This is a genomic window from Haemophilus sp. Marseille-P9675, assembly GCF_916862695.1.
Classification (GTDB): domain Bacteria; phylum Pseudomonadota; class Gammaproteobacteria; order Enterobacterales; family Pasteurellaceae; genus Haemophilus; species Haemophilus haemolyticus_K.
In genome coordinates this window covers 13945-37790 of record NZ_CAKASP010000002.1, presented here as the reverse complement: position 1 = coordinate 37790, position 23846 = coordinate 13945, and the positions used below count along the sequence as shown (strand labels likewise).

Here is a 23846-nt window from a genome sequence, read left to right as displayed (position 1 = left end):
GGGAGAAATTACGTGAAAAAAAATTTTTTAGTGCTGGGATTGGGGTTAGCGATGTTGAGCAGTTCTACGTTTGCACATAATTTACAAATAGATCAATTGTTACCTGCTGTGAAAGTATCTGATTATGGGGAAATTGTGTTAAATGGAAAGGATATTGTATTCCAATCTTGGACATCTTCTACGCTACCGGGAAAAGTGAGAATCGTGCATCATTTAGCGGGAAGAACTTCAGCAAAAGAGAAAAATCAAGCAATGATTGATGCAATTAAGGCGTCACATTTTAATCCTGCAAAATATCAAACAACAACAATTATTAATGCTGATGATGCTATTGTTGGTACAGGAATGTTTGTGAAAAGTAGTGCGGAGAAAGGCAAGGTAGAGAATCCACATAGCCAAGTCGTGTTAGATGATAAAAGTGCGGTAAAAAATGCATGGGCTTTAAATGCCAAAGAAAGTGCGATTATCGTATTAGATAAAAATGGTAAAGTAAAATTTGTAAAGGAAGGCCAGTTGTCTGCCTCTGATATTCAGACAGTGCTTTCATTAGTAAGAGAATTTACTCATTAATGATAAAGGCGGAAAAATCCGCCTTTATTGTAGTTAATTTCTAACTGAATACACTTTAAATTTTCCTGTTTGAGCAACAACTTCGTAATCACCGAAATGTTGTCTAAGTAATTCGGGATAAGGCAAGAATGCATTGGCGACAATGCGTAATTCTCCACCTTGATTGAGATGCCATTTTGCTTGCGTGATGAGTTCTGTTACTGCTCGATAGGCGGTATCAATGCCATCATGGAATGGAGGATTCGAAATAATCAAATCAAATTTTCCTTCTATATCAGAAAAGACATCACTGGCGTAAACCTCGCCTTGTAATTGATTTTCAGAAAGTGTTTTACGCGCTGATTCCAATGCCATCGCATGAATATCAGTCATGGTAATTTGTGCGTTAGGAGCGCGTTTTTTGATCATAGATCCAATTATTCCCGCCCCACAGCCAAGATCAAGTACTTTTCCTTTTATTTTATTATCAATGGTTGAAAGTAACAGTTCAGTGCCCATATCTAATTCCTCAGCACTAAATACCCCAGGTAAACTATATATAGTTAAGTTTTCAAGTGTTGAATGTTGATAGGTTTTCCAGAAATTTTTAAGTTCAAAGTGCGGTTTATTTTGTAGTAAAAAATGATATAAACCGCAACGACGAGCAGAGTCAATTTTCGCTATTTCACCATAGGGTTCTAATGTTTTTTCTACTGAACGCACGCCACAACGATTTTCTCCAATAATTAATATTTCCTGGCCAATAGGCGCCTGAGCTAATAGTTGAAGGAGTTGGAAATTGACTTCTTGTTTGTTTTTAGTCCAATAATAAACGATTAAATCAGTTTGACCTTGAAATTCAACGGAAAAATTGACCGCACTTTGCGTTCTTGCATAGTCAAAATAGCAACTCCAAATTTGGATTGATTGGCATTTAGAGGCTAATGTTTTAGGAAAATTATCAGAAATACCTCCAGCAAATAATACTGATTTACCATCAAAAAATGAAAGATGTCGTTCTAAAACTTGGCTCTCTAGAGAAATCACGCTTTGAATCCTGTGGGTTATTAGTTAAAATTACGCGCTATTTTAGCAAAATTATTAATAAAAATTGATTAAAACTATTTTAGGAAAATCCTTTATGAAAAAAATTCTCTCTGCAGCCTTAATGGCAACATTACTATCTGGATGTCAAGTTCTCGACCTTGTTCAAGGTACGCCTCAAAAGGCATCTAAAGTATCAAAGCCGGTATTAACGCAAGCTCAAACTGAAGTATTACAAAAGTTAGATGCGCAGTTTCAGCGTATTTCAGCTAAAGGCATCGAAATTGAATTCAATGGCGAGAAATATGTGAAACAAACACAAGCAGTAAAAGGTGATGATCCTCGTTTTGTGAGTCTAGCATTAAGTAAAAATAGCGAGGCACGTAAAGCCATATTAAGTGATACATTCTATTTAACTGATGTTTCTCATGAGAAAGCTATTACCGAACGTTATTTTGCAAAAAATAAAGAGACCTGCCAGTTACAGGCTGTGAAATCAGATATTCATGATTATTATGCTTGTGCCAGTGATAAATTTAAACGTTATGTTGCTTTAGTGCATAAAGATAAAAATATAATTGCTTATCGTAGTTATACGTCATACCAAGTTGAACCTACACAGGCTGAAGAACGTGCGATTATTAAGGCATTAGTCGATTATCCATTTGATAGTATTGCTCGTTAATATGAATAGACGCGATCTTCTTTTACAAGAAATGGGCATTTCCCAGTGGACGTTATATCGCCCAGAGGTGCTACAAGGTTCAGTAGGAATTAGTGTTGCGGAGAATATTCGCTTTATCACTGTTTCTGATGAAAATATAAGTGGCTCGCCTTTGTTGGCGGATGTGCTACTCAGCCTTGATCTTAAAAAAGAAGATTGCTTATGTTTGAATTACGATCAAATCCAGCATATCGAATGTAAGCAGCTTATTTGTTATTGGTTATTATCAGAAAATAGCGACCAAATTGACCGCACTTTACCATTTTGCATGCAGGCTGAGCGTGTTTATCGCTCGCCAAGTTGGCAACAATTTCAATCTAATTACCAAGCCAAACGAGAGTTGTGGCAACAAATTCAGCAGCCTTAATTATGTCTATTATTTCTCAAATTGAAGCCAGTGATTTCGACCGATTGTATGAAATCGAGCAGCAAGCACATCTTGTGCCTTGGTCATTTGGTACGTTAAAAAATAATCAAGGGGATCGTTATCTCAATTTAAAATTAATTGAGAATGATCAGATTATCGGTTTTGCTATTTGCCAAATAGTATTGGATGAAGCAACTTTGTTTAATATTGCTATTTTACCGTCCCATCAAGGTAATGGATTGGGGAAATTATTGTTGAATGAGTTAATCGCTCAGTTGAAAGAAAAAGCTGTTCAGACTTTATGGCTAGAAGTCAGAGAGTCTAACCCCGCTCGTTTCTTGTATGAAAAAATTGGTTTTAATGAAGTCGATATTCGAAAAAATTATTATCCAAAACCCAGTGGTGGACGAGAAAATGCCGTAGTAATGGCCTGTTATTTATAGATACAAATGATATAGCCTAGAATGTTTATCCTAGGCTATATTTTTTTATGCTTCTTCTGCAGGAAAAACAAAGGGATTTAATCCGCTGCGTGCAAGACCTTTTTCTTCCATTTCAATATCTAAGAAAATAGAAGCCAAATCGTCGGCTACTGGTTCTACATGAGGATCTTTTTCTTGGAACATGATTTTCAAGTAACTTTCACAGCTGCCACAGGTTTCGGCACGGACAAGTGCGAGCTCTTCATTTAATGACCACATTTCGAGTTTGTCGTGGCTATTACAGTTGGTGCATTGTGCGCGAACTAAATTCCATTCACTTTCACATAAATTACAATGTAAGTAGCGTAAACCTTGTGATGTACCAATTTGTACAATACTCGCGACAGGTAATGAGCCACAAACAGGGCAGTGATGGAGATTTTCAGTATTTTGCAGTTGGCTATTATGTGGAATTTGTTGAGTGAGTTGTAACCAATAGAGGGACAGGGCTGCCCAAATAAAAACAGACTTATCGCTACTTACTAAGTTAAATTCTTGAGTAAGAAGTTTAGTTGCCATATCTTCTAATTCTGAAGATGATGCTTTTTCAAGCTGTTCAATGGTTGCTAATACTTGTTCATTAGCTTTAGGTTTTATTTCGTGAATAATTTCTGCGAGATATTCTCTCCAAATATTATTTCGTTGAAAAGTTTTTGCATTTAAGGGCTCAATTTCATTTAACTGTTTAAATGGATGAGCAGGTAAAGGATTTTTTTCTAATGTAGAAAGTTGGCTTTCTACAATATCTGCAGCAAAATTTAAGTAATCGCTTAGTGGATGATCTTTCGCTAAATCACGCAGACGTTTTGCACGACGCTGGTAAAGGTTTTTAGGATTCGCAAATAAAACAGGTGGAACATCATAAGCGTTCTTTTTTTGTTTAATTTCATCCTCTGAAAGAATTTTAATACTCATAAGATACTCTTGATTGTCACTAATAAAAAGTGCGGTTATTTAACCGCACTTTTTCATACTAGGGGGTTATTTTCCAAAGCCTTTAAATAATACTTTGGTTTTCCCACCTTTGTCATTTTTTTCGTTAATAAGGTCATTCTCTAGTGCTTCTAACACCTCTTCACGATACCATTTTGGATGGTGTTTTTTCGCCCAGCGAACAGTTACCCATCCTTCAACAATACCACGAATAGAGCCCTTGATCCAAAATGCCATATACATATGTACTAGGATGCCAGTGAATAGCATGAAAGCACTTAATGAGTGAAGCAAAATTGCAATACGCAATACTGGAATTGAGAAGTAATGTGAGAAGTATTGGCGCCACATAATGATGCCTGTTACTAATAATGTCACCATAGCTAAATTTAATGTCCAAAATAACATTTTTTGGCCAAAGTTATATTTACCATTATCAGCTACAGCATGCTCGTTACCTTTTAATACTTCTAATATGCCTTTTGCCCAGCGAATATCATTTTTTTCTGGAATATTGTGATCCCAGTATAATAAAGCTAAGTAAATAAAAGCAAAGAACATTAATATCCCAGTGAACGGGTGAACTGCACGTGCAATTTGTGGTGTTCCCAAAATTTCTGTTAACCACGCAAAATCTGGGAAGAAAAAGGCAACCCCAGTGAACATTGTCATAAAAAAGCAAATTACCAACATCCAGTGGCTGATACGCGCAGGCGTTCTATGGCGGATAACGCGAGTATCGTTGCTAATTTCAATTTTACTCATGGTTTTCCCCCTTAGTTGATTTTTCTTCTTCAAATTCGTGGTGATGATCTTCCACATCTTCTTCTACATTTGGACCAACAGTTAAGTAGTGTGCGATTTCTGCAAGGGCTAACCCCCCCATTGCCACTGCCGCAACTGGTTTTAACACATCTTTCCATAAAGTAACGCTTGGATCAATGCTTGGGTTTTTAGGAAGACCTGAATAAAGTTCCGGTTTATCCGCATGATGTAATACATACATTACATGCGTACCTCCAACACCTTCAGGATCGTAAAGTCCCGCATTTTCATAACCACGTGCTTTTAATTCAGCAATGCGTTGTTCTGCGTATACTTTCATTTCTTCCTTAGAACCGAAACGAATTGCACCAGTTGGACAGGTTTTCACGCAAGCAGGCTCTTGACCTACAGATACGCGATCCACGCAAAGGGTACATTTGTATACTCGATTATCTTCAGGGTTCATTCGAGGAATATTGAATGGACATCCTGCAATACAATAGCCACAACCAATACATTTATCAGATTGGAAATCTACAATACCATTGGCGTATTGGATGATTGCGCCTGGTGATGGACAAGCTTTCAAACAGCCTGGTTCAGCACAGTGCATACAACCATCTTTACGAATTAACCATTCTAAACGATCGTTTTCTTCTACTTCGTTAAAACGCATTACTGTCCATGCTTTTGCATTGAGATCAACAGGGTTATCATAGATCCCTACACACTGAGCATTGACATCAGAGCGGATATCATTCCACTCTGAACAGCCTACCTGACAAGCTTTACAGCCAATACAGGTAGTAACATCGATTAATTTTGCGACTTCAACTTTATGATCTCGCGCGTGTGGTGCAGGTGTTAAGCCTGAAGTTGCGGAGATTTTAATAACGTCTTGCGTTTGAACGCCTTGAGCAGTTCCTGCCATATTATGCCTCCCCAACTTTTTCAATATTCACCAAGAATGTTTTGTATTCTGGTGTTTGCGTGTTTGCTTCACCCCAAGACGGTGTTAAGGTATTAGTAGCAAATCCACGATTACCTTTACCATTTAAGGCTTTCATATTCCAGTGAATTGGAAGACCTACATGGTGTACGGTACGTCCATCAATTTCTAGATCTTTAAGACGTTTTGTAACCACAGCAACAGCTTTAATATAGCCACGACGAGAAGTAATTTTTACCATATCGCCTTTTTGGATGCCTTTTTCTGCCGCTAATTTTTCACCGATTTCCACAAATTGTTGTGGTTGTGCGATGATATTTAATGCAGATTGTGCAGTCCAACTATGGAAGTGTTCCGTTAATCGGTAAGTTGTTGCCACGAATGGGAACTCTTTATTTGAACCGATAAATTCTTTATCTTCAGGATAAATACGTACTGTAGGATCACTTACCACTGCAGCGTGTAATGGGTTAGTATCTATTGGGCTTTCAACTGGCTCATAGTGTTCAGGCATTGGACCATTTGCAATTTTATCAACTGCAAATAAACGACCTACACCTTCAGCAGACATAATAAATGGTCCTGTATCAGAACCTGGTGGTTGTGTACCATAGTCTGCTACATCATGCCAGTTCCAGTTTTTACCATTCCATTTGATTAATTGGCGGTTTTTATCCCAAGGATTACCATTGATATCTAATGATGCACGGCTATAAAGTACACGACGGTTTGCAGGCCATGCAAAGCCCCAACCAATGGTGCAACCTAGACCTGATGGGTCTGAGTTATCACGATTTGCGGTTTGGTTACCTTTTTCAGTCCATTGACCAACGTATAACCAGTTACCTGATGTTGTTGTACCATCATCACGTAAATGTGCAAATCCATTGAGTAATTGGCCTTTTTTGTACATCAAGTTACCGTTTGGATCATAAAGATCTTCAAGCGCATAACCATTTAATTCTTTGGCTAATTCTACCGCACTTGGTGAGTGTGGTTGAGCATAGTCCCAAGTCATTGCTTCAAAGGATTCAATACCGCGACCACCTTCTTTTTGATAAAGATGATGCATTTCTTCACGAATCATTGAAAGAATTTCAACGTCTGGTAATGCTTCACCTGGCTGATCGCAACCCTTCCAGTGCCATTGCGCCCAACGTCCTGAGTTTACAATTGAACCATCTTCTTCTGCGAAACAGGTTGTTGGTAGGCGGAAGACTTCAGTTTGAATTTCTGAAGAATTCACGTTGTTTGATTCACCAAAGTTTTTCCAGAATTCAGAGGATTCAGTTTGAAGCGGATCCATCACGATTAAGAATTTTAACTTACTCATTCCTGCAACAGTTTTGTTTTTGTTCGGTAATGAGTTTAACACGTTAAAGCCTTGTAAAATCCAACCGTGTAATTTGCCGTCATTCATCAATTTAACGTGGGTAATCGGGTCATATAAGCGATCTGCTTTTGGTAAGAAATCAAAACCCCAACCATTTTCTTTGGTTGCTTTATCACCGTAGAAGGTTTTCATCATACTAACAAAGAATTTTGAGGTATGACGATAATAGTTCACTTGGTTTGGAACAATATCTTTTGGTGTAATCGCGTTAATGTATTGCTCGTAAGAGGTATCTTTATCGTTTGGTAAACGCATGTAACCAGGTAAAGACATTGGCAATAGGCCCATATCTGTTGTACCTTGCACATTGGAGTGACCACGTAATGCATTAATACCACCACCAGGCATACCCATATTACCTAAAAGTAATTGGATCATCGCCATTGAACGAATATTTTGTGTACCGATTGAATGCTCGGTAAAGCCTAACGCATATAGATGCGTCATCGTTTTATTTGGTGCAGAGGTTTTACCAATTTCTTCACAGATTTGTAAGAAGAGTTTTTGTTTTACACCTGTAATGCGTTCAACCATTTCCGGGGTATAACGAGAAACATGCTCTTTTAAGATATTAATGACACAACGAGGGTGTTGTAATGTCATATCACGTTTAGCCTGTCCGTTCTCATCAAACTGATAGTTCCATTTAGATTTATCGTAGTTACGTTTTTCTTCGTTGTAACCTACAAATAAACCGTCCTCAAATTTGAAACCTTCATCAATTAAGAATGAGGCATTAGTATAGTGTTTAACGTATTCGTGTTGAATTTGGTTTGTTTCCAATAAGTAACGGATGACACCCATTAAAAATGCGATATCTGAACCAGAACGAATTGGCGCATGTAAATCTGCAACAGAGGCTGTACGGTTAAAGCGTGGATCGATAACGATAAGTTTCGCACCGTTTTTCTTTGCTTCAATTGCCCAACGGAAGCCAACAGGGTGAGCTTCTGCAGGGTTACCGCCTTGAACAATGATAAGGTTGGCATTTTTAATATCAACCCAGTTATTTGTCATCGCACCGCGACCAAATGATGGAGCAAGACTTGCTACCGTTGGTCCGTGTCAAGTATTCGCTTGGTTACACATCGGTACCATACCCAACATCCGCACCCATTTATGAGTCAGTAGTGCGGCTTCGTTGCTTATGGCTGATGCAGTCATAATACCTGTAGTTGTCCAACGGTTCACGGTTTTGCCACTTGCATCTTTTTCAACGAAGTTAGCATCACGATCGTCTTTCAGTAAGCGAGCAATGCGTTTAATTGCATCTTGCCAAGAAATTCGTTCCCATTTATCAGAACCAGGTGCACGATATTGAGGATATAAAGAACGGCTTTCACTATTTACATAGTCTAATGCACCAGCACCTTTAGGGCAAAGTGCACCACGACTTACTGGATGATCTGGATCACCTTCAAGGTGAAATAATTTAGAACGAGTATTTGTGCTGGTGTGGCCACTTAATGTATCAGCAGGTTTTCCAGTGCTATATAACAACATACCGCAGCTTACGGCACAATATGTACAGGTGTTACGAGATTCGAATGCGCGTAATAATTTATATTCACGCGGTGCAGCCAATGCACTTGTAGGCGCAAAGCCCAACATTGCGGCTGAAGTTCCCGCCATACCACCTGCACAGACCTTAAAGAATTTTCTTCTTGAGATCTGCATAATCACTCCTTTACATTAACAGTGAGCGTTAATGTGTTTTAGATTTTTAGATAGTAAAAAATTCGCTTAGATAATTTGATTGATTTCGATAAAATAGCCTTATCGAAAGGTAACATAAAAAGGCGATAGCAAAAAACACCAATTTAAGCGGGCCTAAGGATAACGATTTTTTAACCATAAATCTATAATCAAATTACATTAGATTGCTAAAAATAAGTGATCTAGATCATAAAAATGAAACAAATTTAACAAAATTGTTACATGCGTGTAATGGATATAACAAGAAATGAACTGGCTTTTACGACACTCAATCTATTTGTTTAGAACAAATAAAAAAGAAGAAAAAATTACCGCACTTTTAACCGAGAAAGAGGATGATCTTGCTGTTGAAATCCCCGTTTCTCTTGTTTATAACGATATTTCTCATGCCGTGATGATGTGCTCACCAAAGAATTTAGAAGATTTTGCATTGGGGTTTTCTCTAACAGAGGGAATTATTGATAAACCTTCTGATATTTATGGTATTGACGTGATAGAAGCCTGTAATGGTATAGAAGTTCAAATTGAACTTTCTAGTCGAAAATTTATGGCATTAAAAGAACATCGTCGAAACCTTACTGGGAGAACTGGTTGTGGTATTTGTGGTACAGAGCAGCTTAATCAAGTTTATAAACACTTCCCAAAATTAGAGCAAACCTTTCAGTTTGATATTAATCGGTTAGATAGTTGCTTAACTACATTACAAATTCATCAACAACTTGCTCAACAAACAGGAGCGACACACGCTTGTGCTTTTTTTGATTTACAAGGCAATATGCTTGCAATTCGTGAGGATGTAGGGCGACATGTTGCACTAGATAAGCTACTTGGTTGGTATGCAAAAACTGATAAACCTCAGGGATTTATTTTAGCCTCTAGTCGCGCGAGTTATGAAATGGTTCAAAAAACAATAGCTTGCGGTATAGAGATGTTAATGACAATTTCTGCGGCTACAGATTTGGCGGTGAAAATGGCGAATGAGCATAATTTAACCCTAATTGGGTTTGCGAGAGAAGGGCGGGGGAATATTTACTGTGGTAAAGTGCGGTTGAAATTTTAGTTAATATAAAACAGGAAATAGGGTAATGTACCTCTTCTATTTCCTGTTTTGTTTAGGGATATTTAACCTCTTTCTTTAATGTCTGATATCCATTGTTGAATCAAGCGTTTACCTTCTTTATCAGATCCAAATTTTATAAAATTCATATCTATAAGCTTAAGTTTGTCTGCAGGTGTAAAGCCTGGTGCTGGTTGGGCATAAATATTGGTTGGTAACTGATAAGAATCGCCAAATCGCCAAGGGATTTCTTGAGCTTCTTTGCTTAACACGAAATCAATAAATAATTTTGCATTATCTAAATTACGCGCCCCTTTAATAATGCTTGCAGCCCCTAATGCGTATCCAACACCTTCACAAGGTAAAACACCTTCAACGGGTGCGCCTTTATTCTTTTCTTTAGCATAATTGAGCATGAAACCTATATCAATTGCGACATCACCCGTTGCCAAATAACTAGTTGCGAGCCCACTTTTTGTATATTGGGAAACATTGTGATCCAAGGCTTTTAAGTAATCATTCGTTTTCTCTTCACCCCATAGAGAAATGAGCGTGCTTAATAACGAATAACCGGTTCCTGAAACACGTGGGTCTGCGTATTGAATTTCATTTTTGAATTCAGGTTTGGTTAAATCGGCGAAACATTTTGGTGGCGTAATCCCCAATGAGGCTAGTTTTTTAGTGTTAATGCCAATTCCCATTTCCATTAGGTAAATAACAGATGTGAAATCACCGCGCTGAGCCATTAAGGATTTGAATTTGGGCATAATCTGTTTTTGTATTGGGGAGCGGTATTTTTCAAGCAAGTTCAACTCGGCTGCTTGTAAATGCGGTTCAATAGTGCCCCCATACCAAACATCTGCTTGAGGATTTTCTTTTTCAGACTTGATTTTACCTAAAATGGTCCCTGTGCTATTACGAATGAACTGTGTTTCTATTTGATATTTTTGAGCAAATGCTTTTGTCACTTGTTCACAAGTTGTATTTTGAACACTGCAATAGACGGTAAGTTTACCTGCAGCTTGAGCGGTAGAGGTAGCACTTAGTACAGCTAGTCCAAGAAGTAAAGTGAGTTTTAATGATGTTTGGAGAGGTTGTGCCATATTTTTCCTTATGATTATAGTGTCATGTTAAGCCAAGTCGCTAGGCAATATAAAATTTTAAAAAAATTTTGTAAAGAGAGGTAATACCCGTTTTAGAGCGTATTCATTGCATTAATAATTTTAATTTCATCAAATTTGACAATATCTTCTTGGAATATTGTGCGTTCTTGAATTTTCCCCTCTTGTAATAATTTTTCTCGTTGTGTGCCTAAAAGCAATGGGGTGTCTGGTGTGTACCATTTTTTTCCTTGGCGAAAAATTAAATTACCAATGGAACAATCTGTCACTTTTCCATTTTTGATAATAATAATTTCATCACAAGTGCCTCGTTGAGCAAACAATGTATTAATTAAACTGCGATCAGCATATTTCAAGCAATATTCGATATCGTCATCAATTACAGGTTGAAAAGTCCGGTAAATTTTTCGATGATATTCAAAATATTGAATTTGTGTGGTTTCGGCATTGTAATCAATGCGGCAGCGAACTAATCGATTTTGTAAGGGCGCGGGCAGTTGAATGAGTGAAAAAAGATTAAAAATTTTCACCGCACTTTTGCCATAATATTCACGCAAACTACGTTCATATCGCGCTTGGTGTAAATCGATATTTTGAATTTTCCCGTTTTCAATACAAAGGGTTTCAAATAGAGGATACATTAATCAGCACCTTCAATCGGTAAATAGACTTTTTCTAACAATTCTTCATATTCATCTTGCACATTGCTATGAATGGTAATACCGCCTCCGCTATGAAAATAGAATTTTTCATCTAGTTGGGAAATAAATCGAATTGCCACCGCACTTTGTAGTGTTTTACCATCAAATATGCCAAAGATTCCTGTGTAATAACCGCGTTTTTGTTTTTCTGCTTGCTGAATAATTTGTAGGGTTTTTTCTTTTGGTGCGCCACTAATAGACCCAGCGGGCAAGAGTTTCGCTAAAATATCCCCAATTTGATTTTGCCAGTTTTTATTCAATTTTCCGTAAATTTCAGAACTGGTTTGCAGTATTTCACCTTTTTGTGTTTTGATGCGATCGATATAACGAAATTTTTTTACCTGAATATTTTCTGCCACCATGGATAAATCATTACGCATCAAATCAACAATCGTGTAATGTTCGCGTTGTTCTTTTTCATTTGTGAGTAACTGATTTTCTGCATCGGGAAGAGACGCATTAATTGTCCCTTTCATGGGATAAGTAAAAATGCGGTTGTCATGAATATTGACAAAACATTCTGGTGAGAAGCAAACAAATTGATCTTGTAACCACAATTTATAAGGCGCATTGGTTTGATTAAAAATCTGTTCAAGTGACAGATTACCTGAAATTTCAGTGGGGCAGGTGAGATTCAATAAATAAGAATTGCCTTTTTGCAATTCACTTTGAACAAGTTCAAAACCTTGTTGATAATGCGAGAAGGGCATTGGATGTTTGGTAAAATTAAGAGGGAGAGATTGTGGATAAATTGTGCAATTTCTTTTCCCTAAAATATCAAAGTAAATGCCTTGTTGTGTAGAATTTTCGAGAGGACAAATCAATGGTTTTTCTTTTTCAAAATCAATGAGAAAGAAAAATGGCATGCGTTGTTTGCCATAATTATTAGCCTGTTCAATAAAATGTTGCATTGTGCTTTGTGTCATTTTGCGTAAAATTGCCCGATTATAACGAATGCCGAGCGGTTATGAAATTACTCATCATTAATAATCACGATTCTTTTACTTTTAACTTGGTGGATTTAATTCGAAAATTAAATGTGCCTTATGATGTTTTAAATGTGGAAGATTTAAAAGAAAGTACAGCGGAAAAATATAGTCATATATTGATTTCACCGGGGCCAGATGTACCACAAGTTTATCCACAACTTTTTTCCATGTTGGAAAAATATCATCAGAAAAAATCTATTTTAGGTGTGTGTTTAGGGCATCAAACCTTATGTGAATTTTTTGGTGGTACATTGTATAACTTACAGAAAGTCCGTCATGGCCAGAAACGAATTTTAAAAGTGCGGTCAAATTCTCCATTATTTTTTAGCCTTCCAAGCGAATTTAATATCGGGCTATATCATTCTTGGGGCGTACAGAAAAAAGATTTTCCTAGTTGCCTAGAAGTTACCGCACTTTGTGATGAAGGCGTGGTCATGGCTATACAGCATAAATCTTTACCAATTTATGGCATTCAGTTTCACCCAGAGTCTTATATGTCAGACTTCGGTGAGCAAATTTTGCGTAATTGGTTGAATATTCCTGCTGCGATTAATCAATAATAGCGCTTGCTTATTAAGCTAAAATACGTATTATAGACGTCTATACGTCAATACATCCAAATTTAAAGAAAAAGAGAGAAAATATGTCTAGCTATTTATTTACATCTGAATCTGTATCTGAAGGGCATCCAGATAAAATTGCCGATCAAATTTCTGATGCGGTACTTGATGAAATCCTAAAACAAGATCCAAAAGCACGAGTAGCTTGTGAGACCTATGTAAAAACCGGTATGGCATTGGTGGGTGGTGAAATTACAACATCAGCATGGGTCGATATTGAGAATTTAACACGTAAAGTGATTTGTGATATTGGTTATGAACATTCTGAAATGGGTTTTGATGGTCATTCTTGTGCGGTGCTTAATGCAATTGGTAAACAATCTGCAGATATTAATCAAGGTGTTGATCGTGAAAATCCATTAGATCAAGGCGCAGGCGATCAAGGTATTATGTTTGGTTATGCTACCAATGAAACGGATGTATTAATGCCAGCTGCTATTACTTATGCACATCGTTTAATGGAAAAACAAGCTGAAGTGCGTAAAAGCGGTAAATTAGCATGGTTACGCCCAGATGCTAAAAGCCAAGTAACATTAAAATATGAAGATAATAAAATTGTTGGTGTGGATGCGGTTGTGCTTTCTACTCAACATTCCGAAGAAGTTAGCCAAAAAGACTTACACGAAGGTGTGATGGAAGAAATTATCAAACCTGTATTACCAAGTGAATGGCTTTCTAAAGAAACAAAATTCTTCATTAATCCGACTGGCCGTTTTGTTATTGGTGGACCGATGGGGGATTGTGGTTTAACTGGTCGTAAAATTATCGTGGATACTTACGGTGGTGCTGCTCGTCACGGTGGTGGCGCATTCTCAGGAAAAGATCCATCTAAAGTTGACCGTTCAGCAGCTTATGCGGCACGTTATGTCGCAAAAAATATTGTTGCAGCTGGTTTGGCAGATCGTTGTGAAATCCAACTTTCTTATGCGATTGGTGTGGCTGATCCAACATCTATCATGGTCGAAACCTTTGGAACTGGAAAAGTTGCGAATGAATTATTAGTGTCGTTAGTTCGTGAATTCTTTGATTTACGCCCTTATGGCTTAATTAAAATGTTAGATTTAATTCAACCAATCTATCGTGAAACAGCAGCTTATGGTCATTTCGGTCGTGAGCAATTCCCTTGGGAAAAAGTGGATCGTGCAGCAGAATTACGTGTTGCAGCGGGATTAAAATAATCTTATTTTTTAATTTAGTAAATTATATAAAAGCCGCTTATCTAGCGGTTTTTTCTTTTTCAATCATGGCATCAATAGAGCAAATTCCATTTCGTCATTTAAAAATGCAAGTGCAACGTAAATTGAATCAGTCTTTGCAGCTTGCAGAGGTTTATTTTAAGCGAAAATTTATAATGCCTGAGGTAAATTATGAGTTACGTGGAATAAAGGCTGGAGTGGCTTACCTACAAAAAAATGAAATAAAATTTAACCGCACTTTGTTATTAGAAAATGTGGATGAATTTATTCGACAAGTCGTGCCACATGAGCTTGCGCATTTGATTGTGTATCAAATATTCGGTCGTGTAAAACCACATGGGCGGGAATGGCAGCTTGTAATGAATGAAATTTTTAAGCTTCCTGCGGATACTTGTCATCAATTTGATATAAAAAATGTGCAAGGGAAAACTTTTGAATATAGATGTGCGTGCCAACCACATTTTCTAAGTATTCGCCGTCATAATAGAATAGTAAGAGAAAAGATTGAATATTTATGTAGAAAATGTAAGGGAAAATTAGTTTTTGTCGATGAAACAGAATAATTTTTGTGATATATTTTTCCAGTTTATTCAATAAATAAAGGAGTTATCCAATGAAAAAATCTTTATTAGCCGTTATTGTTGGGGCATTTGCCTTTGCTTCTGCTGCAAATGCGAATATCTATGCTGAAGGCGATATCGGTTTATCTCAAACTCAAGCAAACGGTAGCAATAATACTCGAGTTGAACCTCGTGTAGCGGTTGGTTATAAATTAGGAAATACACGTGTCGCAGGTGATTATACTCATCACGGAAAAGTTGATGGTGCGAAAATTCACGGTTTAGGTGCATCAGTATTATATGATTTTGACACGAATTCTAAAGTTGAACCTTATGTAGGCGCTCGTGTTGCAGCTAACCAATTCAAATATGATAATCGAGCTAACCAAGTATATAAAAGTTCTTCTGAAACTAAAATTGGTTATGGTGTTGTAGCAGGTGCTAAATATAAATTAGATGGTAACTGGTATGCAAATGGCGGTGTTGAATACAATCGTCTAGGTAGTTTTGATAATACTAAAGTTAATAACTATGGTGCAAAAGTTGGTGTGGGTTACGGATTCTAATTTTTAGAGTACCCAAATCTCTTTAAGAAAACACTTTTGGTTTAACGGTGATTACTTATGGTGATCACCGTTATTCATTTCTAGATATTTTAGGAAAATGTTTGAATAAAATACGGTGAAAATTCACCGCACTTTGCTTTTCCCCTTGAAATCTTTCTTTTTATTCTTATATCTGTGACGTTCAATTTTTATCTTTATGAAGGAAAAAATTATGTCACAAAATCAAGAAACTCGCGGCTTCCAATCTGAAGTCAAACAACTACTCCAATTAATGATTCATTCTTTGTATTCCAACAAAGAGATTTTTTTACGTGAATTAATTTCTAATGCCTCTGATGCGGCAGATAAATTACGCTTTAAAGCACTTTCCAACCCTGCTTTATATGAAGGTGATGGCGACTTGCGTGTGCGTGTTAGCTTTGATGCGGATAAAGGAACAATCACGATTAGTGATAACGGCATTGGTATGACTCGCGAGCAAGTAATCGATCATTTGGGTACGATTGCAAAATCAGGAACAAAAGAATTTTTAACCGCACTTGGCCAAGACCAAGCAAAAAATAGCCAACTTATTGGGCAATTTGGTGTGGGGTTTTATTCAGCTTTTATTGTGGCAGATAAAGTGACTGTAAAAACCAGAGCAGCTGGCGAAGATGCTGATAAAGCGGTACTTTGGGAATCTGCGGGTGAAGGCGAATATTCTGTGGCGGATATTGAGAAAAAATCCCGTGGCACCGATGTGATTTTACATTTACGCGAAGATGAAAAAGAATTTTTAAACGAATGGCGTTTGCGTGAAATTATCGGTAAATATTCTGACCATATTGGCTTGCCAGTGGAAATGCTAACGAAAGAATATGATGATGAAGGCAAAGAGTGCGGTGAAAAATGGGAGAAAATTAATAAATCCGATGCACTTTGGACGCGTTCTAAAAATGATGTTTCCGATGAGGAATACAAAGAGTTTTATAAACACTTAAGCCATGATTTTGCAGATCCTGTGACTTGGGCGCATAACAAAGTTGAAGGAAATCAAGCATATACTAGTTTGCTTTATGTGCCAGCTAAAGCACCTTGGGATTTATTTAATCGCGAACATAAACACGGCTTAAAACTTTATGTTCAACGCGTATTTATTATGGATGATGCTGAGCAATTTATGCCGAATTATCTCCGTTTTATGCGTGGTTTAATCGATAGCAATGACTTGCCATTAAATGTGTCTCGTGAAATTTTGCAAGATAACAAAATTACGGCTGCATTACGCAAAGCATTAACTAAGCGTTCATTACAAATGCTAGAAAAATTAGCAAAAGATGATGCAGAAAAATATCTTCAATTCTGGAAAGAGTTTGGTTTAGTCTTGAAAGAAGGCCTAGCAGAAGATTTTGCTAACAAAGAAATTGTCGCGAAGTTATTGCGTTTTGCTTCAACGCATAATGATAGCAGCGAGCAAACTGTGTCTTTAGAAGATTACATCTCGCGTATGAAAGAGGGGCAAAAAGCTATCTATTACATTACAGCGGACAGCTATGTTGCAGCGAAAAATAGCCCGCACTTGGAATTATTCAATAAAAAAGGCATTGAGGTTTTATTGCTTTCCGATCGTATTGATGAATGGATGTTAAGCTATTTAACTGAATTCGATGGTAAACAATTACAAAGTATCACGAAAGCTGATTTGGATTTAGGCGATTTAGCGGATAAAGAATCTGAAACACAAAAACAACAAGATGAAGCCTTTGGTAGTTTTATTGAGCGTGTGAAAAACTTGCTTGGCGAACGTGTGAAAACGGTGCGTTTAACTCACAATTTAACAGATACACCTGCGGTGGTTTCTACGGATAATGATCAAATGACGACCCAAATGGCGAAATTGTTTGCAGCCGCAGGGCAACCTGTACCAGAAGTAAAATACACCTTTGAACTTAATCCAGAACACCATTTAGTGAAAAAAGTGGCTGATATTGCCGATGAAACAGAATTTGCTGATTGGGTGGAATTGTTGCTTGAACAAGCTATGTTAGCAGAGCGAGGATCTTTGGAAAACCCAGCTGTGTTTATTAAACGTATCAATAAGTTGTTAGGTTAATTCATTTGAGATGAAGTAGTATAAGGGTTAAAATCCTCAGTTTGATTAGATTGAGGATTTTTCTTTTTTAGGTGAAATATGATTACAGTTTACGGCATTAAAAATTGCGATACAGTAAAAAAAGCGTTGAAATGGCTAGCGGATCACAATATTGAACACAAACTTCACGACTACCGTGTTGATGGGGTAGATTTGAATTTCTTAACCCAAGCGGAAGCTCAATTTGGCTGGGATGTATTGGTGAATAAACGTAGTACAACCTGGCGTAATTTGGATGAACAAGTTAAAAATTCCCTTGATAAAACGACCGCACTTTCCGTGCTAGCTGAGAATCCAACCTTAATTAAACGCCCAATTATTTTACAAGATGGGAAGGCTTTAATTGGTTTTAATGAGAAGGAATATCAGGCTGCTTTTGCCTAAAGTGGGTTATTTTCTTAGGAGTTTTTATGAGAGAAAAAGTGATTTCGTTGGCGCAAGATTTAATTCGTCGCCCATCTATTAGCCCGAATGACGAAGGCTGTCAGCAAATTATTGCCGAACGCTTAGAAAAGTTAGGTTTTCAAATTGAATGGATGCCTTTTAATGATACGTTGAATTTGTGGGCAAAACACGGAGCGGGTGAGCCTGTTATTGCTTTTGCGGGACATACGGATGTTGTGCCTACTGGCGATGAAAATCAGTGGTCGTATTCTCCGTTTTCTGCTGAGATTATTGATGGAATGCTTTATGGCCGTGGTGCGGCGGATATGAAAGGATCCCTTTCAGCAATGATTGTGGCGGCAGAAGAATACGTAAAAGTGAATCCTAACCATAAAGGCACCATTGCATTATTGATTACGTCTGACGAAGAGGCAGCTGCAAAAGACGGCACCGTGCGAGTGGTTGAGACTTTAATGGCGCGTGATGAAAAAATTACTTATTGTATGGTTGGTGAGCCATCGAGTGCTAAAAACTTAGGCGATGTTGTCAAAAATGGTCGCCGCGGCTCAATTACAGGAAATCTTTATGTTCAGGGGATTCAAGGGCACGTGGCATATCCTCATTTAGCTGAAAATCCAATCCATAAAGCAGCGCCATTTTTGCAAGAATTAACAACTTACCAATGGGATGAAGGTAATGAGTTTTTCCCTCCAACAAGCCTACAAATTGCTAACATTCATGCGGGGACTGGAAGTAATAATGTGATTCCAGGCGAGTTATATATTCAGTTCAATTTGCGTTATTGCACAGAAGTAACAGATGAAATCATTAAGCAAAAAGTAGCTGAAATGCTAGAAAAACATAATTTGAAATATCGTATTGAATGGAATTTATCAGGTAAACCGTTTTTAACAAAACCAGGTAAATTATTAGATTCGATAACCTCCGCTATTGAGGAAACTACAGGCATAAAGCCAAAGGCTGAAACAGGTGGTGGTACATCAGACGGTCGTTTTATTGCATTGATGGGCGCTGAAGTGGTGGAATTTGGTCCACTTAACGCAACAATTCATAAAGTAAATGAATGTGTCAGTGTAGAAGATCTTGGCAAGTGCGGTGAGATTTATCACAAAATGTTAGTGAATTTATTGGATAGCTAAAATGAAATTAACGCCAGAAATGCTTACAGGAAAGTCTCGTGAGCATTTAGTCAATTTACCCGCAAATCATTCATCAAATCATTTTTTGCAAACGCAAGCGGTGAACGCATTTCAAGGGCTGCAAAAAAGTGCGGCAAAAAATGGCTTTAATTTACAGCCAGCGAGCAGTTTTCGTGATTTTGAACGCCAACAGCTTATTTGGAATAGTAAATTTAAGGGCGAGAGAAAAGTCCATGATGACACAGGCAAAGCATTAGAGTTGAGCCAATTAGATGACTGGCAAAAATGTCAGGCGATTTTACGTTGGTCTGCATTGCCAGGGGCTAGCCGTCATCATTGGGGAACGGAAGTGGATATTTTCGATCCTGATCTTTTGCCACAGGGGCAATCTTTACAACTGGAGCCTTGGGAATATGAAAAAGGCGGCTACTTCTTTGAATTGAGTGAGTTTCTTACTGAAAATTTACCGCACTTTGATTTTGCTTTGCCTTTTATGAATATGCAGTCCAATAAGAAAGTGGGGCGGGAGCCTTGGCATATCAGTTATTTGCCGTTAGCTGAATTGGCAAGTCAGCAATTTTCTCCAGACATTTTGCAACAGGCATGGAAAGAGGAAAATATTTTAGGCGCAGACTGTTTAATATCAAATCTTGAACAAATTTTTTCTGAATATATTGTTTAAAAATAAAGCCTTATCGTGAAGATAAGGCTTTATTCTTAGGCGTAAAAAAGCCCTTTTCCATGTAAATAAATTGGTAGCTCATCGCCAATAGATAAATCAGGGGAAATGATGTTCTCAATCCATATTGCGTAGCCATTAATTTCAATTTGAATAGCAGTAATTTTCCCTTTAAATTCGATTTGTTTCACTTGCCCTTTGAAAAGTGCGGTTGGATTTTCCAATGTTTTAAACAGGCTAAATTGTTCTGGACGAAGTAAAATCTTACCTTGTTTCAGCGAGATAGGTTTGTTTTTTAGAGGAATATTACCTAATTGGCATTGAGCTGTGTTTTCATCAATCAGATTCGCCGATAGCACGATGTTGTCACCAATAAAACTTGCAGTTTCAATATGATTAGGCGACCAATAAAGTGTACGAGGCGTGTCGATTTGTAAAATTTTCCCTTGTTGGATAACCGCGATTTTATCCGCATAACGTAATGCTTCATCACGATCATGGGTGACGAAAATCGCTGATGCACCACTTTGACGTAGTGCTTTTAGCATATCATGACGAATTTGCTGGCGAAGATGTTCATCTAAGGCACTAAAAGGTTCGTCTAATAAAATCAGTTCTGGATTCGGCGCCAATGCTCGAGCTAGCGCCACACGTTGTTGTTGTCCGCCTGAGAGTTGGTGAGGAAAACGTTCCGCCAGTTTACTAATTCCAGTGAGTTGCATTGCCTGCTCAATCCGCATTTTCTCTTCATCCGTTTTCCCTTTTCCATTCCCCAATCCGTAAGCAATGTTGCGATAGACATTTAAGTGAGGGAAAAGCACACCTTCTTGCACCACGTAACCTAAATGGCGCTGTTGCGTTGGCACATTCGCATTCTCGCCAAAAATTAACCGCTCTTTTAGCCAAATTTCGCCTGTATTGGGTTGTTCAAATCCGGCAATTGCGCGTAATAAGGTTGTTTTTCCACAACCAGAAGCGCCAAGCAAAAAGAGGATTTCACCTCGTTGTAAGGTAAAGGAAATATCGTGAAGAACTTGTTGTTCATTAAAAAATTTATTGAGATTTTTAACAGTTAATAACGGATTATTTATCATTTTATTTAAATGCATATTTTTTCAATAAAAATACAGGAATCCCTGAAAAGAGAACGAGCATTAAGGCATAAGGCGTTGCCGCAGCGTATTGCGCATCACTGGTATATTCCCAAACGGCAATCGAAAGGGTTTTGATGTCGTTTGGCGTGAGCAAAAGTGTTGCAGTAAGCTCTTTCATTAAATTCAAAAATACTAGAGAGAATGCCGCCGCAATGCCTGGTAGCATTGCGGGTAATGTTAAAGTTCGGAAAATATAGAATGGGCTTCGTCCTAGGCTTTGTCCGACTTTCTCAATATTATCAGATAGTTGCTCAAGTGAGGCTCTAAGTGTGGTTTGTGCCATTGGTAAATAGAGCATAAAGTAAGCCACGATGATAACTAAAAAGGTTTGATATAAGCTGTTGGCATAGTTGATCGTAAAGTAGATCAGCGATAATGCGATAACTAAGCCAGGTACGGCATGTAATAGGTAAGGTAATCGATCAATCCAAACGGTTAATTTGCTACGATAGCGTACAGCTGCCCAAACCAATGGCAAAGCACAAACTACGGTAAGCAATGCGCCTAGTCCTGAAATGATAAATGAATTACTGAATGCCGATAAAAATTCTGAAAAATCACCCGCACTTTCGAGTGAAGTTCCCACAATAAGCCAGTAAATTAACATAATCACAGGCACACCAATGCTTAAGATGAATATGCTAGAGAAAAATCCGAAGGTTAAACATTGTTTGCCAAAGGAAAGTGTCTTTACTGGATAAGGACGAGTGACACCTTTTCCACTGTTGTAAAGTGTTTGTTTACCGCGGAAGAATGTTTCTCCCAGCACAATAATGCTACAAATTGCCATTAATACAGCGGAAAGTAGTGCTGCGGTGCTGTTATTAAAAGACATTTCATATTCTTGGAAAATAGCTGTGGTGAATGTTTGGTAATTCAAAATAGAAACCGCTCCGAAGTCCACGAGCATATGTAATGCTATTAGTAACAAACTGCTACCAATTGCCGGTTTTAATTGCGGGAAAATAGCGTGCCAAAATGTGTAAGCTTGGCTTTTCCCGAGTGAAAGGCTTACTTCTTCAAGAGAGCGATCTAGTCGTTTAAGTGTGGCTGAAATAGGCAAGTAAGCGAGTGGGAAAGAGCTTAATGTCATGATGCCAATTGTTCCCCAAAAACCTTCGACTCGAAAGGTGAGGCTGATCCAAGTAAAACAGCTCACAAAGGCTGGAATACAAAGTGGCAAACTCATCGCCACTTCAAAAAATGATTTGCCGAAAAAACGATAGCGTTCAAGTAAAAATGCACAAAGCGTACCGAGAGAAATGGAACCAATGGTTACACAGACCATGAGAAGCATTGTGTTGCTGAGTAATTCCGCCATTCTCGGGCGAATAAGAAGCTCAAGGCTACGATCTAATCCGACTTCAATCGCACGGAAAAGAATATACAGAAATGGTAATAAGAGCGGTAAACCAATAAGTAAAATAATGATGGTGAGCCAAAGTGGGGGAGTTCGGGTCAAAAGATAATCCTTTATAGGTGGCAACTGTATCTTCACTTTTGGTGAAAATACAGTTGCGACGTTAGCGGGCTTATTTTAAACCTGCTTCTTCAATTAATTTATTTGCTTGTTCTTTATCTTGAGCAGTAGTTGCTGAAACTACTGGCGCTTGCAATTTAGCATAAGGTTCCATATTGAATGGAGAAGTCACATCTGTACGTAATGGATATTCTGCACGTACAGCAACTAAGGCTTCTTGACCTTTTTTGCTTGCTAAGAAGTCCACGAATTTTTTCGCTTCTTCTTTATTTTTAGATGATTTTAAGATTGCAGCACCAGAGTAAGTCACTAACGCACCAGGGTCTTTATGACGAATAAAGTACAAACGAGTTTTTAAGTTTTCTGCGCCTTTTTCTTTTGCTAATGCATACCAGTAGTAGTTATTAATTAAGGCTGCAGGCACTTCGCCATTTTCAACAGCTTGCAATGCAACACTGTTTTTCGCGTAAAGTTTACCATTTTCTTTTAAGCCTTTTAACCAATTAAGCGCAACTTTCTCGCCTTTTAGTTTAACAATAGCGACAACTTGTTCTAAGAATGCACCAGAGGTTGGTACATAACCGATTTTATCTTTCCATTTTGGTGTCGCGTAATCAAGTACTGATTTTTCCATATCTTTTTCAGATAATTTAGTGTGATCATAAACTACAACACGAGAACGACCACTTAATGCGATCCAATCTTTTTTAGGTGCCACTGGTACACCTTGGTGAGAAGTTTGTTTGATCGTATTGGCTGAAAGTGGTTCTAATAAACCCGCTTCAGAAAGTGTGGCAAATGGAGATGTCTGTTCTGAATAGAATACATCGGCTGGGCTTTTATCGCCTTCTTCTTTAAGTTGACCAGCTAACTGTTCGCTTTTAGCACTATTTAAAGTGACTTTAATGCCGGTTTCTTGCGTAAATGCATCAGCTACGGCTTTTGCTGCTTCTTTATGTTGGCCGTTGTAAACGGTAATGTCGGCAAAGCTACTTGCTGAGAATGTAAGTGCGGCGGCGAGTGTCGCAATTTTGAATGATTTTAATGTCATTGAAAACTCCTTGTTTTTGAGAATAGATCTTAATTTATATTGAATTGGCTTCATTCTATTTCTAAAATTCAATAA

Annotated in this window: 24 protein-coding genes; 13 read left to right on the top strand and 11 right to left on the bottom strand. The window is 37.8% G+C overall.

Features of this window, described 5'->3' with window-relative positions; genetic code table 11:
• Positions 1 to 12: 12 nt before the first annotated feature.
• The gene (locus tag LIX50_RS03770; RefSeq protein WP_080351569.1) at positions 13 to 570 is read left to right on the top strand and encodes a YtfJ family protein; all 558 of its coding nucleotides are present in this window, start codon (positions 13 to 15) and stop codon (positions 568 to 570) included.
• A 33-nt stretch (positions 571 to 603) separates the two neighbouring features.
• Here LIX50_RS03770 and rsmC read toward each other — a convergent pair whose 3' ends face one another.
• Positions 604 to 1596, bottom strand: coding sequence for a 16S rRNA (guanine(1207)-N(2))-methyltransferase RsmC (rsmC, locus tag LIX50_RS03765; RefSeq protein ID WP_048953734.1), 993 nt, complete (start codon positions 1594 to 1596; stop codon positions 604 to 606).
• A 94-nt stretch (positions 1597 to 1690) separates the two neighbouring features.
• Between rsmC and LIX50_RS03760 the strand changes: the two genes are divergently transcribed.
• Genes LIX50_RS03760 through rimI form a run of 3 tightly spaced genes read left to right on the top strand, consistent with a single transcriptional unit; the run spans position 1691 to position 3127 of the window.
• On the top strand, positions 1691 to 2278 hold the full coding sequence (locus LIX50_RS03760; protein ID WP_048953733.1) for a lipoprotein: 588 nt from the start codon (positions 1691 to 1693) through the stop codon (positions 2276 to 2278).
• 1 nt (position 2279) lies between these two features.
• Positions 2280 to 2684 (top strand): DNA polymerase III subunit psi, encoded by a 405-nt coding sequence (gene holD / locus LIX50_RS03755; RefSeq protein WP_048953732.1) that lies wholly within the window; start codon positions 2280 to 2282, stop codon positions 2682 to 2684.
• Positions 2685 to 2686: 2 nt separating this feature from the next.
• Positions 2687 to 3127 carry a ribosomal protein S18-alanine N-acetyltransferase gene (gene rimI / locus LIX50_RS03750; RefSeq protein ID WP_048953730.1) on the top strand — a complete coding sequence of 147 codons (441 nt, stop codon included), beginning with the start codon at positions 2687 to 2689 and terminating at the stop codon, positions 3125 to 3127.
• 45 nt (positions 3128 to 3172) lie between these two features.
• On the opposite strand, the gene fdhE is transcribed toward rimI, so the two are convergent.
• From fdhE to fdnG, 4 genes are all read right to left on the bottom strand, one after another.
• Positions 3173 to 4081, bottom strand: a complete 909-nt coding sequence (fdhE, locus tag LIX50_RS03745) for a formate dehydrogenase accessory protein FdhE (protein ID WP_048953727.1) — start codon at positions 4079 to 4081, stop codon at positions 3173 to 3175.
• Between the two features lie 66 nt (positions 4082 to 4147).
• A complete protein-coding gene (locus tag LIX50_RS03740) occupies positions 4148 to 4864 on the bottom strand; it encodes a formate dehydrogenase subunit gamma (protein ID WP_048953726.1) in 717 nt (238 codons plus the stop codon).
• A complete protein-coding gene (gene fdxH, locus LIX50_RS03735; RefSeq protein WP_048953725.1) occupies positions 4857 to 5795 on the bottom strand; it encodes a formate dehydrogenase subunit beta in 939 nt (312 codons plus the stop codon). The genes LIX50_RS03740 and fdxH overlap by 8 nt, the downstream gene beginning before the upstream one ends.
• Position 5796: 1 nt before the next feature.
• Positions 5797 to 8883, bottom strand: a complete 3087-nt coding sequence (fdnG, locus tag LIX50_RS03730) for a formate dehydrogenase-N subunit alpha (protein ID WP_152683495.1) — start codon at positions 8881 to 8883, stop codon at positions 5797 to 5799.
• A 286-nt stretch (positions 8884 to 9169) separates the two neighbouring features.
• Here fdnG and fdhD point away from each other — a divergent pair, with 286 nt between their 5' ends.
• Positions 9170 to 9982, top strand: a complete 813-nt coding sequence (fdhD, locus tag LIX50_RS03725) for a formate dehydrogenase accessory sulfurtransferase FdhD (protein WP_048953722.1) — start codon at positions 9170 to 9172, stop codon at positions 9980 to 9982.
• 62 nt (positions 9983 to 10044) lie between these two features.
• On the opposite strand, the gene LIX50_RS03720 is transcribed toward fdhD, so the two are convergent.
• From LIX50_RS03720 to LIX50_RS03710, 3 genes are all read right to left on the bottom strand, one after another.
• A complete protein-coding gene (locus LIX50_RS03720) occupies positions 10045 to 11082 on the bottom strand; it encodes an ABC transporter substrate-binding protein (RefSeq protein ID WP_048953720.1) in 1038 nt (345 codons plus the stop codon).
• A 92-nt stretch (positions 11083 to 11174) separates the two neighbouring features.
• On the bottom strand, positions 11175 to 11741 hold the full coding sequence (locus tag LIX50_RS03715; RefSeq protein WP_048953718.1) for an aminotransferase class IV family protein: 567 nt from the start codon (positions 11739 to 11741) through the stop codon (positions 11175 to 11177).
• The gene (locus LIX50_RS03710; RefSeq protein WP_005637736.1) at positions 11741 to 12727 is read right to left on the bottom strand and encodes an aminodeoxychorismate synthase component I; all 987 of its coding nucleotides are present in this window, start codon (positions 12725 to 12727) and stop codon (positions 11741 to 11743) included. Before LIX50_RS03710 ends, LIX50_RS03715 begins: the two co-directional genes overlap by 1 nt.
• A gap of 41 nt (positions 12728 to 12768) precedes the next feature.
• On the opposite strand from LIX50_RS03710, the gene LIX50_RS03705 reads away from it, so the two are divergent.
• From LIX50_RS03705 to LIX50_RS03670, 8 genes are all read left to right on the top strand, one after another.
• The gene (locus tag LIX50_RS03705; RefSeq protein ID WP_048953717.1) at positions 12769 to 13350 is read left to right on the top strand and encodes an anthranilate synthase component II; all 582 of its coding nucleotides are present in this window, start codon (positions 12769 to 12771) and stop codon (positions 13348 to 13350) included.
• 83 nt (positions 13351 to 13433) lie between these two features.
• Positions 13434 to 14588, top strand: coding sequence for a methionine adenosyltransferase (gene metK / locus LIX50_RS03700; RefSeq protein WP_005627231.1), 1155 nt, complete (start codon positions 13434 to 13436; stop codon positions 14586 to 14588).
• Between the two features lie 65 nt (positions 14589 to 14653).
• Complete coding sequence (locus LIX50_RS03695) at positions 14654 to 15169, top strand: SprT family zinc-dependent metalloprotease (RefSeq protein ID WP_048953716.1); 516 nt, start codon at positions 14654 to 14656, stop codon at positions 15167 to 15169.
• Between the two features lie 50 nt (positions 15170 to 15219).
• Complete coding sequence (locus tag LIX50_RS03690; RefSeq protein WP_048953715.1) at positions 15220 to 15732, top strand: OmpW family outer membrane protein; 513 nt, start codon at positions 15220 to 15222, stop codon at positions 15730 to 15732.
• Between the two features lie 211 nt (positions 15733 to 15943).
• Positions 15944 to 17824 carry a molecular chaperone HtpG gene (gene htpG / locus LIX50_RS03685; RefSeq protein ID WP_048953713.1) on the top strand — a complete coding sequence of 627 codons (1881 nt, stop codon included), beginning with the start codon at positions 15944 to 15946 and terminating at the stop codon, positions 17822 to 17824.
• A 78-nt stretch (positions 17825 to 17902) separates the two neighbouring features.
• Positions 17903 to 18247, top strand: a complete 345-nt coding sequence (locus tag LIX50_RS03680) for an ArsC family reductase (protein WP_048953711.1) — start codon at positions 17903 to 17905, stop codon at positions 18245 to 18247.
• Between the two features lie 26 nt (positions 18248 to 18273).
• Positions 18274 to 19407 carry a succinyl-diaminopimelate desuccinylase gene (gene dapE, locus LIX50_RS03675; protein ID WP_048953709.1) on the top strand — a complete coding sequence of 378 codons (1134 nt, stop codon included), beginning with the start codon at positions 18274 to 18276 and terminating at the stop codon, positions 19405 to 19407.
• 1 nt (position 19408) lies between these two features.
• Positions 19409 to 20089 (top strand): M15 family metallopeptidase, encoded by a 681-nt coding sequence (locus LIX50_RS03670; RefSeq protein WP_048953707.1) that lies wholly within the window; start codon positions 19409 to 19411, stop codon positions 20087 to 20089.
• 35 nt (positions 20090 to 20124) lie between these two features.
• On the opposite strand, the gene fbpC is transcribed toward LIX50_RS03670, so the two are convergent.
• The 3 genes from fbpC to LIX50_RS03655 all read right to left on the bottom strand — a co-directional run bounded on the left by fbpC (position 20125) and on the right by LIX50_RS03655 (position 23771).
• Positions 20125 to 21195, bottom strand: coding sequence for a Fe(3+) ABC transporter ATP-binding protein FbpC (gene fbpC / locus LIX50_RS03665; RefSeq protein WP_048953705.1), 1071 nt, complete (start codon positions 21193 to 21195; stop codon positions 20125 to 20127).
• Positions 21182 to 22702 carry an ABC transporter permease gene (locus LIX50_RS03660; RefSeq protein ID WP_048953704.1) on the bottom strand — a complete coding sequence of 507 codons (1521 nt, stop codon included), beginning with the start codon at positions 22700 to 22702 and terminating at the stop codon, positions 21182 to 21184. Before LIX50_RS03660 ends, fbpC begins: the two co-directional genes overlap by 14 nt.
• Before the next feature lie 70 nt (positions 22703 to 22772).
• Positions 22773 to 23771 carry an iron ABC transporter substrate-binding protein gene (locus LIX50_RS03655; protein ID WP_048953703.1) on the bottom strand — a complete coding sequence of 333 codons (999 nt, stop codon included), beginning with the start codon at positions 23769 to 23771 and terminating at the stop codon, positions 22773 to 22775.
• Positions 23772 to 23846: the final 75 nt, after the last annotated feature.

Excerpts from the sequence above, each read along its gene's own strand:
- fdhD (WP_048953722.1), top strand. The coding sequence starts at position 9,170 with ATGAACTGGCTTTTACGACACTCAATCTATTTGTTTAGAACAAATAAA.
- dapE (WP_048953709.1), top strand. The coding sequence starts at position 18,274 with ATGAGAGAAAAAGTGATTTCGTTGGCGCAAGATTTAATTCGTCGCCCA.
- LIX50_RS03655 (WP_048953703.1), bottom strand. The coding sequence starts at position 23,771 with ATGACATTAAAATCATTCAAAATTGCGACACTCGCCGCCGCACTTACA.
- LIX50_RS03710 (WP_005637736.1), bottom strand. The coding sequence starts at position 12,727 with ATGACACAAAGCACAATGCAACATTTTATTGAACAGGCTAATAATTAT.
- LIX50_RS03670 (WP_048953707.1), top strand. The coding sequence starts at position 19,409 with ATGAAATTAACGCCAGAAATGCTTACAGGAAAGTCTCGTGAGCATTTA.
- LIX50_RS03760 (WP_048953733.1), top strand. The coding sequence starts at position 1,691 with ATGAAAAAAATTCTCTCTGCAGCCTTAATGGCAACATTACTATCTGGA.
- metK (WP_005627231.1), top strand. The coding sequence starts at position 13,434 with ATGTCTAGCTATTTATTTACATCTGAATCTGTATCTGAAGGGCATCCA.
- fdxH (WP_048953725.1), bottom strand. The coding sequence starts at position 5,795 with ATGGCAGGAACTGCTCAAGGCGTTCAAACGCAAGACGTTATTAAAATC.
- LIX50_RS03695 (WP_048953716.1), top strand. The coding sequence starts at position 14,654 with ATGGCATCAATAGAGCAAATTCCATTTCGTCATTTAAAAATGCAAGTG.
- LIX50_RS03705 (WP_048953717.1), top strand. The coding sequence starts at position 12,769 with ATGAAATTACTCATCATTAATAATCACGATTCTTTTACTTTTAACTTG.
- LIX50_RS03690 (WP_048953715.1), top strand. The coding sequence starts at position 15,220 with ATGAAAAAATCTTTATTAGCCGTTATTGTTGGGGCATTTGCCTTTGCT.
- LIX50_RS03720 (WP_048953720.1), bottom strand. The coding sequence starts at position 11,082 with ATGGCACAACCTCTCCAAACATCATTAAAACTCACTTTACTTCTTGGA.
- holD (WP_048953732.1), top strand. The coding sequence starts at position 2,280 with ATGAATAGACGCGATCTTCTTTTACAAGAAATGGGCATTTCCCAGTGG.
- fbpC (WP_048953705.1), bottom strand. The coding sequence starts at position 21,195 with ATGCATTTAAATAAAATGATAAATAATCCGTTATTAACTGTTAAAAAT.
- LIX50_RS03740 (WP_048953726.1), bottom strand. The coding sequence starts at position 4,864 with ATGAGTAAAATTGAAATTAGCAACGATACTCGCGTTATCCGCCATAGA.
- LIX50_RS03680 (WP_048953711.1), top strand. The coding sequence starts at position 17,903 with ATGATTACAGTTTACGGCATTAAAAATTGCGATACAGTAAAAAAAGCG.
- LIX50_RS03715 (WP_048953718.1), bottom strand. The coding sequence starts at position 11,741 with ATGTATCCTCTATTTGAAACCCTTTGTATTGAAAACGGGAAAATTCAA.
- rimI (WP_048953730.1), top strand. The coding sequence starts at position 2,687 with ATGTCTATTATTTCTCAAATTGAAGCCAGTGATTTCGACCGATTGTAT.
- htpG (WP_048953713.1), top strand. The coding sequence starts at position 15,944 with ATGTCACAAAATCAAGAAACTCGCGGCTTCCAATCTGAAGTCAAACAA.
- fdhE (WP_048953727.1), bottom strand. The coding sequence starts at position 4,081 with ATGAGTATTAAAATTCTTTCAGAGGATGAAATTAAACAAAAAAAGAAC.